14 protein-coding genes are annotated in these 15,524 nt (G+C 50.7%); 6 read left to right on the plus strand and 8 right to left on the minus strand.

Features of this window, described 5'->3' with window-relative positions; all coding sequences use genetic code 11:
* Positions 1–347 precede the first annotated feature (347 nt).
* The 4 genes from V5T57_RS04985 to queF form a co-directional block, all read right to left on the minus strand.
* Positions 348–2,213, minus strand: a complete 1,866-nt coding sequence (locus V5T57_RS04985) for an ATP-binding protein (protein ID WP_332890065.1) — start codon at positions 2,211–2,213, stop codon at positions 348–350.
* A complete protein-coding gene (locus V5T57_RS04990; protein ID WP_332890214.1) occupies positions 2,210–2,983 on the minus strand; it encodes a substrate-binding periplasmic protein in 774 nt (257 codons plus the stop codon). Before V5T57_RS04990 ends, V5T57_RS04985 begins: the two co-directional genes overlap by 4 nt.
* 325 nt (positions 2,984–3,308) lie before the next feature.
* Positions 3,309–5,051: a C1 family peptidase gene (locus tag V5T57_RS04995; RefSeq protein WP_332890066.1), complete on the minus strand. Its 1,743-nt coding sequence runs from the start codon at positions 5,049–5,051 to the stop codon at positions 3,309–3,311.
* A 487-nt stretch (positions 5,052–5,538) separates the two neighbouring features.
* Positions 5,539–5,916 carry a preQ(1) synthase gene (gene queF / locus V5T57_RS05000; protein WP_332890067.1) on the minus strand — a complete coding sequence of 126 codons (378 nt, stop codon included), beginning with the start codon at positions 5,914–5,916 and terminating at the stop codon, positions 5,539–5,541.
* A gap of 260 nt (positions 5,917–6,176) precedes the next feature.
* Between queF and coaBC the strand changes: the two genes are divergently transcribed.
* From coaBC to V5T57_RS05030, 6 genes are all read left to right on the plus strand, one after another.
* A complete protein-coding gene (coaBC, locus tag V5T57_RS05005; protein ID WP_332890068.1) occupies positions 6,177–7,415 on the plus strand; it encodes a bifunctional phosphopantothenoylcysteine decarboxylase/phosphopantothenate--cysteine ligase CoaBC in 1,239 nt (412 codons plus the stop codon).
* Positions 7,402–7,872, plus strand: a complete 471-nt coding sequence (gene dut / locus V5T57_RS05010) for a dUTP diphosphatase (RefSeq protein ID WP_332890069.1) — start codon at positions 7,402–7,404, stop codon at positions 7,870–7,872. The genes coaBC and dut overlap by 14 nt, the downstream gene beginning before the upstream one ends.
* Before the next feature lie 268 nt (positions 7,873–8,140).
* Positions 8,141–8,560 (plus strand): RrF2 family transcriptional regulator, encoded by a 420-nt coding sequence (locus V5T57_RS05015; RefSeq protein ID WP_332890070.1) that lies wholly within the window; start codon positions 8,141–8,143, stop codon positions 8,558–8,560.
* Between the two features lie 5 nt (positions 8,561–8,565).
* The gene (locus V5T57_RS05020; protein ID WP_332890071.1) at positions 8,566–9,252 is read left to right on the plus strand and encodes a HesA/MoeB/ThiF family protein; all 687 of its coding nucleotides are present in this window, start codon (positions 8,566–8,568) and stop codon (positions 9,250–9,252) included.
* A 95-nt stretch (positions 9,253–9,347) separates the two neighbouring features.
* Positions 9,348–10,283, plus strand: a complete 936-nt coding sequence (gene cysK / locus V5T57_RS05025; RefSeq protein WP_332890072.1) for a cysteine synthase A — start codon at positions 9,348–9,350, stop codon at positions 10,281–10,283.
* A 14-nt stretch (positions 10,284–10,297) separates the two neighbouring features.
* Entirely contained in the window at positions 10,298–10,876 is a 579-nt protein-coding gene (locus V5T57_RS05030; protein ID WP_332890073.1) for a HesA/MoeB/ThiF family protein, read from the plus strand.
* A 30-nt stretch (positions 10,877–10,906) separates the two neighbouring features.
* Here the strand turns inward: V5T57_RS05030 and V5T57_RS05035 are convergent, their stop codons facing one another.
* The 4 genes from V5T57_RS05035 to V5T57_RS05050 all read right to left on the minus strand — a co-directional run bounded on the left by V5T57_RS05035 (position 10,907) and on the right by V5T57_RS05050 (position 15,189).
* Positions 10,907–12,595, minus strand: a complete 1,689-nt coding sequence (locus V5T57_RS05035; protein WP_332890074.1) for a 7TM diverse intracellular signaling domain-containing protein — start codon at positions 12,593–12,595, stop codon at positions 10,907–10,909.
* 2 nt (positions 12,596–12,597) lie between these two features.
* Positions 12,598–12,837 (minus strand): sulfurtransferase TusA family protein, encoded by a 240-nt coding sequence (locus V5T57_RS05040; protein WP_332890075.1) that lies wholly within the window; start codon positions 12,835–12,837, stop codon positions 12,598–12,600.
* Positions 12,834–13,904 (minus strand): SPOR domain-containing protein, encoded by a 1,071-nt coding sequence (locus V5T57_RS05045; RefSeq protein WP_332890076.1) that lies wholly within the window; start codon positions 13,902–13,904, stop codon positions 12,834–12,836. The genes V5T57_RS05040 and V5T57_RS05045 overlap by 4 nt, the downstream gene beginning before the upstream one ends.
* Before the next feature lie 160 nt (positions 13,905–14,064).
* Positions 14,065–15,189 carry a response regulator gene (locus V5T57_RS05050; protein WP_332890077.1) on the minus strand — a complete coding sequence of 375 codons (1,125 nt, stop codon included), beginning with the start codon at positions 15,187–15,189 and terminating at the stop codon, positions 14,065–14,067.
* Positions 15,190–15,524: the final 335 nt, after the last annotated feature.

Consider the following 15,524-nt stretch of genomic DNA (forward strand, 5'->3'; position numbering starts at 1 on the left):
TTCTTTTTCCATAGCGCATCGGTTTGAACGCCATAAATGTTTAAACATCTAGGGAACAGATCACTCCAATATCGCCACAGATAGACTGTTTTGATGGTTGAGTAGGCCGTGTCCACCGCCGCTGAAGGCTTTTGTCACACCAGCAAACGATCAAGGTTTTGTGATATCGATGGTACCCACGTGCAACCGATAACGCCGCCCTGAAAAGAGGGGGGGGTGTGTATCGCTAGGTGATCATTGTTCTGGGAGGTGAGCAGGACGATGAGGGACCCGTATGCCCTGCCATAGATCGAACGCCAGATCTATGAAAAGAGAGGAGTGTAAGAGGGCTTGGCTGGAACAGGGGATTACAGCTGTTCAATCACCTCTAACAGTCGGGCTTTACCCACTGGTTTACTGAGGTGCAGTGTACACCCAGCCTGCTGCGTCTGTTCCATATCGGCTTTCATGGCATGGGCGGTCAGTGCAATAATGGGGATCGGTTGTTTATGATGTTCTTTCTCCCAATTACGGATGGTACGGATGGCGGTGACCCCATCCATAACCGGCATTTGAATATCCATAAGAACCAGGTCAAAACTCTCTTCTTTGAATTTATTCACAGCCTGGGCACCATTTTCCACCATCACCAGTGTATGGCCTGTTTTGGCAAGAAATGCTTGAATTAAAAATCGGTTATCTTCGGCATCATCCGCCAAGAGTATATGCCGGATCTGACCGGCATGTTCATGGGGTTGATGTGCCGGTTTCTGCCGTTTTTTGGTGCTTGGTAGTTGTAGATTAAAAAAGAAACGGCTGCCTTGTCCAAGCTCACTCTCTAGGCGGATGTTACTCTCCATACCTTGGATAAGCCGTTGGCAGATGGTTAAACCTAGACCGGTACCACCGTACTGACGGGTTGCGCTTGAGTCAGCTTGGGTAAAGGGTTCAAAAATACGTTGTTGGTTTTTAGGGTCAATACCCACACCGGTATCCGAGACCGCAAAAAAGAAATGATCATGATCTCTTTGTTCAATGCTTAGTGTTACCCCGCCTACCGCAGTAAATTTAATAGCATTGTCCAAGAGGTTGATGAGAATCTGGCGTAGACGCTGTCCATCGGCCAATACAGCTTCTGGCAGGTGATTGTCTAAGGTCAGCTCCAGCTCAATACCCCGAGTTTTGGCAAGGTCGGACATCATGTCATAGACCTCGTTCGCCAGCTCTTTTAGGTCAACCGCTTGTTTCTCTAGTGCGAGCTCACCGGCTTCAATCTTGGAGAGATCCAAAACACTGTTAATCAGGGCCATCAAGCCAATACCTGCGCGTTTTAAGGTGGTCAGGTAACGCTGCTGTTGATGGCTGAGGTTGCTCTCTTCCAGCAGATCTCCCATACCGATAATGGCATTCATGGGGGTACGGATTTCATGGCTCATAGTGGTGAGAAATTCAGTTTTTGATAAACTGGCAGATTCGGCGTCTTCTTTGGCCCGTTGTAGGTTTTCAGCCAGACTCTCCTGGGCATTCCAGTGATCTCGGCTGTTGGCCAAATAGTGATTGGTGGTATGGGTCAGCAGCCCAAGCTCATCCTCAGCATGGCTGGGATCTATGGGCAGAGGTTTGGGCCGCTTAGGGTTCATGGTACCCACAGCTTGGGCCAACTGGTTAAGGGGGCGGGTAAGAATGATGTGGTAGGTGCTAAAGAGTAAAAGAACAAGCAGAAGATTACGTAGAATGCCCCCAATAATAATAAACTGAGCCCGATCCACAAAATCTACCAGGGCGATATCCCGATCCACCGTCACGGTAAGCGTGCCAGGTTTTTCCAGGGGTGTGTGGACGGGGTTAAGAGGTATGCGATACTTGGTCAATCCACCCGAGAAAGAGCGGGAGAGCCAGCGATGAGGGCTTGCTTGCTGACCTTTGCGCTGTTGGGTCGCCAAGACCATCTGCAGATCATCCAAAATGGTTGCGGCCTGAATAAAATCATACTCCAACAAGCCCTGCACCACCTCTTGAGCGAGGTCTGCATTGAGAATATGTACAGCGCGTGTGGCAGGATGCATGGCAACATCTAAAATCCGTTGAATATGGGCATCCAGCGCGTGCTCTTCGACCTGATAATCCCGGTAGACTTGAATACCACTTAAGATCAAGCCAAGAACAAAAGCTAGGATCACCCCAACCCGGGCCAGTTTAAACGAAAGCTGCTTGGTAAACGGAATGGTGGTCATGGTTGGGTGCCAGGCTGCGGGTTGCAGGCGGTGCTATCGCCTTGCCCATAGTGATCATAAATGCGCTGAAAGGTACCAGCTTGCCACAGCTGCTGAATGGCTTGGCTTAACTGAGGCGCCAAATGTTGCAGCTTAGACTGTTTGGAAATGGAGAGGTGGGTCTCCATGGTCTCCAATGGAATGGGTGTATCAATCAGATCTTGCCAGTTGTCGGGTAGTCGGGCATGGGTGGCTAACCCTTTGCGATACGCCCCCAAAACCGCCCCATTAATAATAAACCCATCCAACCGCCCCCGAAGGGTCATCTTTAACATAGATTCATTGCTGGGTACTTCAACGGGGATCAACCCATAATGGTGGGCAAATTTGATGTGAAAATAGCCACCGGTAATAAAGCCAATACGTTTACCTTTAAGATCTTTTAAGGTCGCAATATTGGCCTGTTTGTGGGGGATCATTAAGGCGGTTAAGCAACCGACATTACCTAAAAATTGAACCCCAGGTAGCATCTGCTCATCTTTATAGGAGATCATAAGATCTTCATGACCCAGGGTGACGGCCCGTAAGGCACGTGGAACCGGCATCAGTTTAACCTGGATGGGAAGCTTTGCCTGTTTGGATATGGCATGGATCATATCCACCATCGATCCAACCGGTTTTTGCGTGTGATCCAGACGGCCAAAGGGAAAAAAATCCAACAGCGCAAGAGAGAGGTTGGAGGATGCATGGGCCGTGGGGATAAGGCAGAGCAGAGCGATCAACAGACGCATGAATGGCAACGGATCCTCCTCTGCTTAGATAATGAATTCAATAATATGAGATCTGGTAGGCGCAAAGATGACCGATCGTCTCTCAGGGCCGGAAAGGGTAATTTACCATACTCCAGGTTCTCAACAACCCATCATTGTGATCTGTCTTTTTTTGTATCTGTTGAGATTGGAACCCTGCATTGATCAGCTCCTACCCACTCTTGGAGTGATCCACATAAAGGAGAGTTCAAAGAGAATGAAGGCTTGGTGATCGCCTAGGGTTGTATCCAGGGGAGGGCATGAGGCTGGGTTGCCGAGCAACCCAGCCTTTTGGGTATCTCTATGGTCAATAGCCTTTGAGATCATGTGGCGTAAAGGGGTGTCTGGGTTTTTGCCCCAGTATGGTTTGCAGTAGATGGTTCATACTGGGGGCATCATTATCAAACTGTCCATGTTGGGTTGCGGTGGTGTATTTGCTTGGTGAGGGGTGAATACGCATGCGCTGTGGGGGTTGGTGTATTAAATCTTCAATATCCTTTTCCATCCCCAATAGGGTCACTTTTTTGCGCTTATTCATAAAGGCGTGAGAGACAAGATAGAGCAGGGATTTTTGGTAGACCTTGGCAACATGGTCATCCTGCTCCTGTTGATCATTGAGTATGAGCAGCTCCAGCTTTTTTAAAAGACCCTGATGCAACAGAGGGGCATAGACCGTATCAAAGGTTTTACGTCGGCAAGCTGGGGCCATGAGGGTTAAGCTCTCAATGGGTGGCCCCTGCAGTGTTTGCCAACGTTTAAGCAGTTGAGCGTGCCACACGCCACCTGCACTATGGCCAGCTAAATGAAGTTTAGGGCGCTGGTTGGCGGGTAAGGCTTGATACCCCTGGAAAAGCCACTTCAAGGTTTGTGTACCTGCACCTTGGTTCTTAAAGGCATCCTCAGCATCGGTGAGCATCTCTTGCCAAACGGGATAACCCAGGGGTTTGGAAATCCGTTCAACCCATGCATCCCAAGACCAGTCGGCTAAAAAGCCAGCACGCTCCTGAGCCTGTTGTTTTTTTCCGCCTAGTAGATCAAAGAGTTCTGCGATCAGGCCGGTCTCCCAGATAAAGTGGAGGTCATAGACACCATTTTGCCCCATTTTGGACCGCCATTGTGCCACCCGCTTGGCTGAGCCCTTGACACTGTTTAGTCCCCCATGGGCAAAGAGAAGAATATGTTGGGCTTTGAGAGCTTGTTTAACCGCCGCTTTGGCCTCTTCAGGGGTGGTGCGGTAGGTACCGCGATCATCAAACTGGCCATCATCAATATGGATATAGTGTTGGGCAATGGCTGTACGTGGTGGGGCAAGTATGCGGCTTTCTGTGGTTTGTTGGTGACGTCGGTTAACGGCAGGGCGCAAATAGTTGGCCTGTTCAACTGGGCGAGCTCGGCGTACAACCCAACCATCGGTATAGTTGTGTTCAAAATCCTCATACTGCCAGATCGCAACCCCGGGTAGGTGCGTTGACCCTATCTTAAGCCCGCCCCACTTTTTGCCGTAGGAGTTCTGCACCAAAAAACCTGTATCGGTATAGCCCACCAGCGCAAAGGCATGGTGTCCCACACATTCACAGGTTGCATCATAGTCTATGGTGCCCTGGTGGGTTTGATCCCACCCCTTATGTACCCGTGCTGTTACCATCACCGCGCCGGTTTCTAACAAAGCTGCATGAAGATCGCTACGGTTGTGTTCAATACGGTAATAGGCACCAAGCGGGCGTTTGAGCGCATCAAGGTAGGCCCCTTTTTTAGGTGGGTTTATCTGTCTGGCTTTATAGGGCCAATAGTGCTCAGCACACACCCCGTTACGGTACCACCCTTTAATGGCGCCACGGGCGCTAGAACCCTCCATACCCTGATCATCTGGGAAGGCATCGTTGCGTTTGGCCTCTTCATACAGCATCCGGGAGCTAACCGGTGTTGTATCGCCCTCTTGGCGTAAGAGCAGATCAATAACCGCGGCCAGCGCAAACCCGGTACAGGCCCCCTCCTGCTTCTGGTTGCGGATATTCAACCAGGTTGGGTTGGGTAGGATCTCGCTTGGCAAAGGTGCCAGGGTGGGTTAATACATGCGATCTCGGATATCTCGAACATCTGGTGTCGCTGTGTAGGTGTACGGTGCTGGGGTCATGTTTTTTCCTCCTAATGATTAAAAGTAATTATAGAAAAAGAGTAAGCGAATGATGGGCTAAAAACACATACTAAAAATCTTTATGACACCATAATACGTATTAGAAAAAGGTGTTAATTCTTTAGTGCATGCTTTAAGTATTCAACGGTCAGTAAAGTGCTTTTTAAAGAGCGGTCGGTGGGGTAAGCATGCTCGATGATCTGGGAAATGGGCTCAGGCTGTGTGGTTAAGGGGTCTGTTGAGGTGCCTTTGGGTGTCAAACTGGGGGAGGCTATGCATAGATACGGACCAAAAGGGTGCGGCTTCTTACCCTGAAAGGTGCAGAGTGTTGCTTGGGTTGGTCTTAAAAGAAGAGCGTAGCCACGACATGGCCAGGTGCCATGTCGTGGCTGTGGTTTTAGGCTTAGTCTCGCTCTTTATGGTGTTCTACCGTTACGGTGGTGGTAATACCGCCACGTACGTTAAATGCACCTTGAACCTGCATATAGCGTGGATCGCAGGCTTCCACCAGATCATTCATAATCTGGTTGGTAACCGCTTCATGGAACGCACCCCGATCCCGGAAGCTCCACATGTAAATTTTTAGGGCTTTCAGCTCAATGCACTGTTCATCAGCCACATAGGTGATGCGGAAATCTGCAAAATCAGGCTGGCCGGTTTTGGGGCAGAGGCAGGTAAACTCCGGGCAGTGCATGTCAATTTCATAATCCCGTTCGGGATTGGGGTTGGGGAAGGTCTCCAGGATCGCTTTCTGGGGCTCTACCTTCTCAGGGCTGGACATGGCTTTTCCTTCTTCTAGATCAAGAGTATGTCAAACACACCCATCGGTGTGGGGTATCGGTTTTGTAAAGTGCCGCTATTCTAAAGCAAGGCCGCACGCTTTGCTAGATATGCTTATCACTGTCCATTGGCGATGTTTTCTACATTCACCTGCGTAGATTTGCACCTTAATCACGCAATCTTTCGTGGTAATAGATTTGACTTACACAAAAAATAGTGGATAATTAAGGCTCGGAAAAACATATCATCCAGGTGGTGTCCGTGGACTTTTGGCGGGATAAAAAGGTTGTCGTAGCGGTTAGCGGCGGCATCGCAGCTTATAAGTGTTTGGAGCTGATCCGCCGATTACGGGATAGTAGTGCGACCATCACTGGTGTGGTGGTGACACCGGCGGCCCTGAAATTTGTGACGCCACTCTCGTTGGCTGCCTTGGCAGAAGCTCCGGTCTATGATGAGCTCTTCTCTCTAACCCAAGAGCGGGAGATGGGTCATATTCGGCTGGCACGCGAGGCTGATCTGGTTATTGTTGCCCCGGCCACAGCAGATCTGATGGCCCGTATGGCACATGGGCATGGTAATGACCTGCTCACCACCCTGTTGTTGGCACGGCGTGGCCCTGTATTGCTGGCCCCAGCCATGAACAGTGGTATGTGGGAAAGCCCAGCCACCCAACGTAATGTGGCCCAGTTGGTGGCGGATGGTTTGTCCATGGTAGGCCCTGCATCGGGGGCGTTAGCGTGTGGTGAGACCGGGGTAGGGCGGATGTCTGAGCCTGAAGCGATCATGGAAGCCGCACGACGGGTATTGACCGCTCAACGTTTGGCGGGCCGGAAAATGTTGATCACAGCTGGCCCAACCCGGGAGGCCGTCGATCCAGCCCGTTATATCAGCAACCGTTCTAGCGGCCGTATGGGTTATGCCATTGCCCATGCAGCGGTACGTATGGGGGCCCAGGTTACTCTGGTGCATGGCCCCACGGCTTTAGTACCGCCAGAGGGTGTGCAGGCTATTGGGGTTGAGAGCGCCCAGCAGATGTATGAAGCTGTAACGGCGGTGTGGCCCCAAATGGATGTCGCCGTTATGAGTGCAGCTGTTTCTGATTACCGTCCCAAAACCATGGCCCAGCAAAAGTTGAAGAAGAAACACCAAAAAGGGCAATCGGTACAGTGGGAGCTAACGGAAAATCCAGATATTTTAGCCCATGTTGGTGCCCATAAAGAACCGGGACAATGGGTGGTGGGTTTTGCGGCTGAGACAGAGAATTTGTTGGAACATGGCCAGGAAAAACGTCAGCGTAAAGGGTGTGATCTGCTGGTGATCAATGATGTCTCCCGTGCGGATATTGGTTTTGATAGTACCCATAATGAAATTGTACTGCTTGGTCCGAGTGATGATGGTATTGAGCGTTGGTCCCGCACAGCAAAAAGTGAAATTGCTGAGCGGTTGATCTGTCGTATTGCCGACTGTTTGGAAGAGGGGACTCCTGATGAAAGGCGCTAGTGGTGGTACGTTACATATAGAAGTCAATGTACAGCAGCTGCCCCATGGTGAGGGCATGCCTTTGCCAAAGTATCAGACCGAGTTGGCAGCGGGTATGGATCTTATGGCGGCTGTACAAGCGCCTGTTACATTGGCGCCGGGTGAGCGGAAATTGGTACCGACAGGGTTAGCCATTGCTATGCCCCAAGGGTATGAAGCTCAAATTCGCCCCCGATCCGGTTTGGCCCTGAAACATGGGGTCACGGTTTTGAATGCACCAGGTACAATTGATGCGGACTATCGTGGTGAAGTTGGGGTGATTTTGATCAACCTAGGTCAGGAACCCTTTGCCATTGAGCGTGGGGAACGCATTGCACAGATCTTATTTGCCCCTGTGTTAAGGGGGGCTTGGCACCAAGCTGTCACGCTTAGCCAGACCGCACGGGGTACGGGTGGGTTTGGTCACACAGGGCGCTAGCCTCTGCGGGATCACCAGTTGAAAGAGATTAAGCAACAGATGTGTTGATGCGTGGGATCTGTTTGCTGGCTTTACCTGGATGATGGTACATACGGTCGGCTAAGAGATCTTGAGTAAGTTTTACGGGTCTGCCCAACTTTGGGCAGTGTGGTTACAGCCTTTGGGGTGAAACAGGCGGGAGGGTCGGTTTTTACCAGAGGGCAAGGCTGATAATAAGGAGTTTGGGCGTGCTGAAGTTTTCCAAGAAGCTGCTCTATGCCATGAGGCGGTGGTTGACATCGCTTACAACTCCGGCGGAGAGCCGGTACAGATTCGAGAGGTCACCAGTCGTCAAGGTGTACCTCAGCGCTATCTGGAGCAGGTAATGCAGCGGCTCGTTAAAGCGGGTATCCTCAAGGGCATACGTGGCCCTAAGGGGGGCTATCTGCTGGCCAAAGAGCGCTCAAAAATTAGTGTTGGTGATATTGCCCGTGTTGCCATGGATCTTGGGGATGAGACAGACCATGGTCTGCCCTCTGACGTGGCTACAGGTCCCATTGGGCAAGCTGTGATCCGCCCTGTTTGGGGCGAGTTTCAGGAAGAGATCCTGGTGATGATGGATAAAGTCACCGTGGAAGATCTGACCAACCGTGCATTCCGTAATGGTGTGCCCAGTGAGGTCTATAACCGCATCACCTACTCCATTTAACAACCTTGCCTGCTGAGTATAAGATACCTCTTCTTTTAGGGGCTGGCGGATTGGGTAGTGCCACGGCACTGGCACTGGGCGTTTTAGGTGTAAAACGCTTTATGGTGGCGGATGATGACCGGGTGGATCTATCCAACCTTCAACGTCAAGTGATCTATGACATGGCAGATGTCGGTCGTTTGAAGGTTGAGGCTTTAGCCGCGCAAATGGCCAGACGGTTCCCTGGCAGTGAGGTTATCCCTCTACCACAACGGGTTGAACCGGAACAGATGGGTGAGCTATTCGCCCAGCATACTCTGGTTGTGGATGGCAGTGATAATTTTGAAACCCGCTTTGCGGCCAATGATGCAGCCCTACAGGCCGGTGTTTCATTAGTACATGGAGCGATTACCGGTTGGCGCGGGCAGGTGATGAGTGTAACGCCGGGGCTCTCCCCCTGTTTACGCTGTCTGTTTGAAGCGCCCCCTCAAGAAGCGGGCCCAACCTGCCGTAATGCAGGGGTTCTGGGCAGTGGCGTGGGGGAAATTGGGGCGATCATGGCTGAAGAGGTGTTTAAGTTACAACAGGGTAGCTCAGATCCTCTGCACGGTGCCTTACTGACCGTCGATCTGCGACGTGGGGTACGGCGTTCCGTTTACTTTAAAACACGACTTGCGTGTCTCTGTCAGCAGGGTCACATTGAAGTGTGTTAAGTTTAACAGGTTGGGTTGAAGGTGTGGTCAACCCAGGTATTTACGCGCGATGGTCGTTTGCATATCTGCCATCGTAACCGTCAATAGGGTCGGAAATGGGTCGAATATATAACGATATCACCGAAACCATTGGCAACACGCCTTTGGTACGTTTGAATCGGATCACACAGGGCTTGGATGCAGAAATCCTGGTGAAGCTGGAGTACTTCAACCCCATGGCTTCGCTGAAGGATCGTATTGGCCTGGCCATGATTGAAGATGCGGAAGCCAAAGGTCAGATTGATAAAGATACCCTGATTATTGAGCCGACATCAGGCAATACAGGGATCGCGCTGGCCTTTGTGTGTGCATCGCGGGGCTACCAGTTGGTATTGACCATGCCGGAGTCTATGTCCATCGAACGGCGCAAGCTGTTTGAACTGCTGGGTGCCGAAGTGGTGTTGACCTCGGCAATGGACGGTATGAAAGGGGCGATTGATAAAGCCCAAGAGATGCTGTCTGAGACGGAAAAGGGCTTTATGCCCAACCAGTTTGATAACGCGGCCAACCCCGCAGCCCACGAGAACACAACGGCAGAAGAGATTTGGCAGGATACCGATGGCCAACTGGATATCTTCATGGCGGGTGTGGGTACCGGTGGCTCTTTGACGGGTGCCGCACGGAGCTTGAAAAAACGGTTGCCTGACCTGCGTGTGGTGGCAGTTGAGCCAGAATCCTCCCCTGTTCTTTCCGGTGGTATGCCCGGACCCCATAAAATTCAGGGTATTGGTGCAGGATTTGTCCCCAGGGTGTTAGATACTCAATTGATGGATGAAGTGTTACGCATTGGTGATCAAGAGGCTTTTGAGACCGCCCGCCGCATGGCACGAGAAGAGGGTATCGCCTGCGGTATCTCTTCTGGCGCGGTTGTTACGGCTGCCTTAAAGATGGCCAGTGATCCCCGTTTTGCGGGTAAACGCTTTGTCCTGATCTTAGCCAGCTTTGCCGAGCGCTATCTCTCCACCGAGCTGTTCCCTCATCAAATGCCCTAAACAGCGATCAGCTCTTGGATTTTACAGAGACACAGATCAACCGTTATGCCCGCCACATCATTCTTGATGGGGTGGGCGGCGGTGGCCAACAACGGCTGTTACAGGCACATGTTGTGGTGATGGGGCGGGGGCCCGCCTGGGCGAATGCGATCCTCTACTTGGTTGCTGCTGGGGTGGGGCGTCTGACGTTGTTGCAGCACCAACCTTTGCACACAATCACTTCCGTAGAAGCCGTGACAGGTCTGCCACCTGGTGCTTCAGTGACACAACTGCCTGAGCAGTTGGCACAGCTTAACCCAGATTGTACGGTATGTTTGCACGATCACGTACCCGATGATTGTGATGGTGTGTTGGGGTTTGATGGCGCACAGTGCACCCTTGGGCGCGTACCTTGGCAGCTGTGGGTTCAGCAAAAAGGGGCACAGGTTCTGTTATCCCCATCTCCGATAGAGGCGATCTGTTCAGACCCCTCCCCCTCAACATCTCCTTTGGTTGCACTGCATGGGCACCGTTTAGGAAGTGTGGCAGCCAGTGAAGCCATCAAGGCGTTGCTTATGGATCAACCACCTGGTGCTATCGAGCTGGCCCTATAACCCTGCGCGAACACGGGTGAGAGGTGGAGCTTAAGGGGTTTGAGCCTCTTCATCATCTCCAATGGACTCCCCGTTCTCTTCTTGTTCATCCTCATCATCCCACAGTAACTCCTCCTCATCTTCTTCCTGGTTTTTCTGCGCATGTTCAATGAGTAGAGTGTCTACCCAGTTGCCCAGCTGTTTGCTCTCCTGGCCAATCTCCTGCAATTTAGCTTGAATGGTCGGTTCCAGGTTGGGCTGTTTAAAGCGGATCATCTCTACCGCACGAAAAATACCACTGAGTGGCTGACGAAATTCATGGGAGAGTAGGGATAAGAAGGTGCGTTGACGGCGCCGAATACGCCGTTCCATCTGAAAGGCAGCAACAGCTTGTTGGTGGGTGCTTTCCAGTGAAATTCGAGCGGCGTCCAGTTCCAAGGAGCGCTGTTTAACATTGGCCTCCAACTCGGCTTCTGCCCGTTGGGTGGCTGTCAGGGCCTCCTGCTGTGCGTGTTTACGATCCTGTTGGATGGCGCGTAACCGATAGGCTAAGACCAGGGTAAAAAGTATGGTGTGGCTAAGGCTGCCAAATTGAAAGGCGTGTTGGGTCCAAAAATTGTGGGAAATTGAGCCTTCCAACATCATGCGATAGATGACCGCACCAATGGTTGTGGGCATAAATGCTAAAAAATAGAAAAGATAGATGCCATAGGTGCGGCGCCGCCAAGCAATGTAGAGTGCCAAGAGCATGGAGAGAAAAAAGGAAGCAAACGCCAAATTGATGATCTGTGGATTAATAATTTGAAACCAAGGGGTCAGAGAGAGGGGCATGCATAGCGCAACAAACAGAACAATATATTGATAAAATTTATAAAAAAAGGTGGTGTATTTTTTGAGCTCCAGCAGTTCGGACCAAAGTAAGTTAATGGATATTACAATGGCATAGAGGGCAAATGTGAGTACCCAATCATTAAACCATGGCCAAGCATTGGGGATAAGCATGACCAATAGGTTGGCTGTTGTTGCCTGAATAAGGGCCAAACTAAGCAGATAGAGGGCGTAGATACGCAAGGCACGATCGTGTGTCCAGTAGCCAAACAGGGTGTTGACCACAATGAGCAGGGTAAAAATGCCCAGATAGACCCCATAGATCAAATTATCCCGACGTTCATTTTCAATAAAGGCCTGTTCTTGCCAGAGTGTCCCAAAAAAAGTCATCAACTGCTTGGTCTGTAGTTTGAGATAGACCGTCATACGCTGCTTTTGCCCCATATCCACCACAGCAGCGTGTAAGCGACTCCCCAGTTCCCGTTGAGCGTAGGGATAGTGATCCCCTAGACTTTTTTTAAGATAAAGCCCGGTTTTTGGATCGGGATAATAGAGCTCTATGTCATCCAGAACCGCGGCACCGACCTCCAAGATCCACAGTTTAGAGCTGCCGGCATCGCGTTCAATATGAAACCGTAACCACCGTTCCTGTTTTTGATAACCGCCCGCGAGCTCCCAAGGTATGGGTTTAAACTGTTGTACCCAAGCGTGTTGCGTAACCTGATCAATGGTTAGTGGATGAGGCTGGGCGGGGAGCAGTTGCATATGTCCTTGAAGCCGGTGGTGGGGTGTGTCCGGCTGTAGAACGATCGGGGCATGGCGTAATTTGGTATCAGGCCCATTATGGGCAAGCAGTGGACCACTGATCAGACCAAACAGTATCAGCAAGCCAAGGTAACGTAGGGTTGCCATACCTAGCTTAAGCGGGGTTTTATGGTTGTAATTTGGAACAGTTCTGGCTGGTCTGTCGGTTGGGGGTCAGAGACAGGGTAGCCATCTTCCTTCAGGGATTGAGGGACGTTATCCAACGGTTCACCCTGGCGAAGTAAAATGGTGAGCTGCTGACCAGGCTGCATGGTTTCCAGGCGCAGTTTAACCTTTACATAGGTGATGGGGCATTGATCCTGGCTGATATCGATAAACAGTTCATTCATGGCTTGGTGATGTTATGTAGGGCGTGGATACGGGTGATAAAGGGGCGCTCGCCCATGGCCTTGGTAAAGGCTTCTCCCGCCTTTATGGCTTGTTGACGGGTTGCATATTTACCCATCCAGACAAAATACCAAGTTTCTTGATTGCTGTTTAGGTAGTGATTAAGCATGGTGTTATACCCCAGGGATTGTAAGCGATGCACCAGCTTGGTCGCCCGCCCCCTGTCTTGAAAAGCACCGACCTGAACGGTGTAAGCCTGAACGTTGGATTTTTTTTCAGGTGGGGTGGGGGGGGGTTGGGTTTGCTCTTGTGGTGGCGTTTGCACCTCTTCCTGGGGTTCTTCTCCAGGTGTGTGTAAAAAAGCAGGCAGCTCAAGATCTGATGAAAGGGGTATGTTATCGGCCCCATACATGGGGGTAGGGATCTGATCTTTAGGAGGAGATGCCAGCAGCAAAGGATTTTCCGGTGCGTCAGGAAAGGTCAAAAATGCGGTAGGTTGGGGTTCGAGAATAATCCATACCGCATCCCCCAAGAAGCGGTGTAAGCGGCGTTTCATCAGGCGCAGGGCCAAGACCAGATCCTGACTGTTAATATAACTGATTCTCTCTTGCCATAACGGCTTAGCCTGTTCACTGCTCCATATGGACAGTGCCACTTGACGGTAGGGGTTTTTAACCGTCTTCAGTAGCATGACATGATCAGCCTGTAGCCAAGCAATTTTCTCCCGCCCTTGCTCGGTCTTTGGGTTCAGTTGAGTCCAGTTTTCAGGTGCTGGAAGAGGTTGATACTCCAAAGAGCGTAAGGAACGTAGTTTTTTTACCCAGCGGCGCAGGGCATTACGTTCCGTAATATTATCTGCCTCAATAGGCATGGTCAGCAGACGGTAGGTCCGTGCTGGCGGTGGCATTTTTATAGAGGTTGGATCGGGGCTGGGTACACTCTTAACGGGTTGTGTACACCCACCGAGCACAGAGATAAGCACCAAGGCTACAATACCCATCCGTATAAGGTTGGGGTATGGCCTGGGGTGTCGGGTAAGTTGGTGGCCCATGGTGGCGACAGAGATCATATTGGTGGTCAGTAAGTTGAATTGAAATAAAGTGAATGACAGGCAGAATAGGCTGTTTAGGCAAAGAAGTACCATAGAAAAAATGATTCACCCCACTTATCGGGCAGGGTGAGTTGCAAGCTGGCTATGGTGAGGTTTTATATGGCAGGGGTTGGATCCCCTAAAAAAGCAGTTCCATTAGGGTGATATCATCCCAATGCATGGGCTGATGGGTGACCTTCTCCAAGGTATCTTTAAGAACCAGGAGGGATTGATCCTGCTGGCGTAGCTGCAGCAGTTGTTGCTCTAACCAGCGGTTGCGTTGGATCTCTCCCGCAATATCTAACCGATCGAACAGACCGTTGGAGTGGGCAAATAGACGGTCGCCCTGCGCCGTTGGTAGAACAACACCGCCCAGTGCTTGGGGTGGCGTGGTGGTATTCTCTTCTCCCAAAATGGGGCAGTTGCTGGGAATGGTTTGGATGATCTCTCCGTCACGAATCATAAACAGTGGTGGCATACCACAGTTCCAGAGTGTGATCTGCTGTCGCAGGGGGTCTTCCTCCATAAAACAGGCATGCAGCGGCATATGTTGTGGCAGGCGGTGTGCCAGTTTACGACGCATTTCCATAAGGATAATGGAGGCGGCAAAGCCTTTTTCTGTCATCTCATGAAAAATATCGGCAATCAATGGCGTACCCACAGCCACAGATAGACCCTGACCGGCGATATCCCCCAATAAAATATGGCGTACACCGTCAGCTCGGCGGGCAGAGAAAAGTAGATCTGTGGTGTGATTCTCCTCGGCATTGCTGTAGTAGCGCAGATTGGTCAGATCTTGCTCCATACGGCCATGCAGGTGAGATAAAGTCTGTGACAGCAGCGCCTGCTCATTCATCAATTGATTACGCTGTTTAAGAAGACGATGATTCAAGCGGTGCACACGATCCCAAGCCTGTAACCGAACCCGTAGGGCTGTTCGGGTAAAGGGCTTGTTTAAAAAATCATCCCCTCCTGCTTCCAGACACTGGATCGATACCTGTTCATCATCATCGCTGGCCGTAATAAACAAAATAGGGACAAACTGCTCTTGGGTGATCTCTTTAATTTCACGTGCCGCTTGTAAGCCGTCCATAAGCGGCATTTTAAGATCCATGAGCACCAAATCTGGCCGGTGTTGTTTAAAGGCGGCGATACCTTCATGACCATTCGTTGCCTCAATGGCTTGGTAGCCTTCCCAGGTGAGATAACGGTTGAGTAACTGCCGATTGTCCAGGTCATCTTCAACGATCAGAATTTTTTTCATGCCCGGGCTCCTGTCGAAGGGGTCTTTCTACCATGACTTATCTATAACCATAGCAATGAACAGGATTTGCAGGGTGTGTAAAATGATTATTCCGTTGGTTATTGATAGAAATGGATGTCGATTTTTTAAGGATAAAGATTGGAAAAATCGTGGCAATAGCGTGTTTTTTTCAGGATAGGGCTGTTGGGAGGAATGTTTCGTTATAAAGCAGGGCTATTGCTATCAACAAGGCCCAGGTTGTGTGTTACACTAGCGGCGTTTTTGACACGCAACGGTCAGAGCCCTGCAAGCAGGTCGGTGTTGGGCGCGTTACATCATTCTATTGATATCTGTGG

This window comes from Magnetococcus sp. PR-3 (assembly GCF_036689865.1).
GTDB lineage: Bacteria > Pseudomonadota > Magnetococcia > Magnetococcales > Magnetococcaceae > Magnetococcus.

Bases quoted from the DNA above. Each gene is read 5' to 3' on its own strand.
- queF (WP_332890067.1), bottom strand. From the start codon at position 5,916: ATGTCCAGCCCTGAGAAGGTAGAGCCCCAGAAAGCGATCCTGGAGACC.
- cysK (WP_332890072.1), top strand. From the start codon at position 9,348: ATGGGTCGAATATATAACGATATCACCGAAACCATTGGCAACACGCCT.
- V5T57_RS05045 (WP_332890076.1), bottom strand. From the start codon at position 13,904: ATGATCTCTGTCGCCACCATGGGCCACCAACTTACCCGACACCCCAGG.
- V5T57_RS05040 (WP_332890075.1), bottom strand. From the start codon at position 12,837: ATGAATGAACTGTTTATCGATATCAGCCAGGATCAATGCCCCATCACC.
- dut (WP_332890069.1), top strand. From the start codon at position 7,402: ATGAAAGGCGCTAGTGGTGGTACGTTACATATAGAAGTCAATGTACAG.
- V5T57_RS05050 (WP_332890077.1), bottom strand. From the start codon at position 15,189: ATGAAAAAAATTCTGATCGTTGAAGATGACCTGGACAATCGGCAGTTA.
- V5T57_RS04990 (WP_332890214.1), bottom strand. From the start codon at position 2,983: ATGCGTCTGTTGATCGCTCTGCTCTGCCTTATCCCCACGGCCCATGCA.
- V5T57_RS05035 (WP_332890074.1), bottom strand. From the start codon at position 12,595: ATGGCAACCCTACGTTACCTTGGCTTGCTGATACTGTTTGGTCTGATC.
- V5T57_RS04985 (WP_332890065.1), bottom strand. From the start codon at position 2,213: ATGACCACCATTCCGTTTACCAAGCAGCTTTCGTTTAAACTGGCCCGG.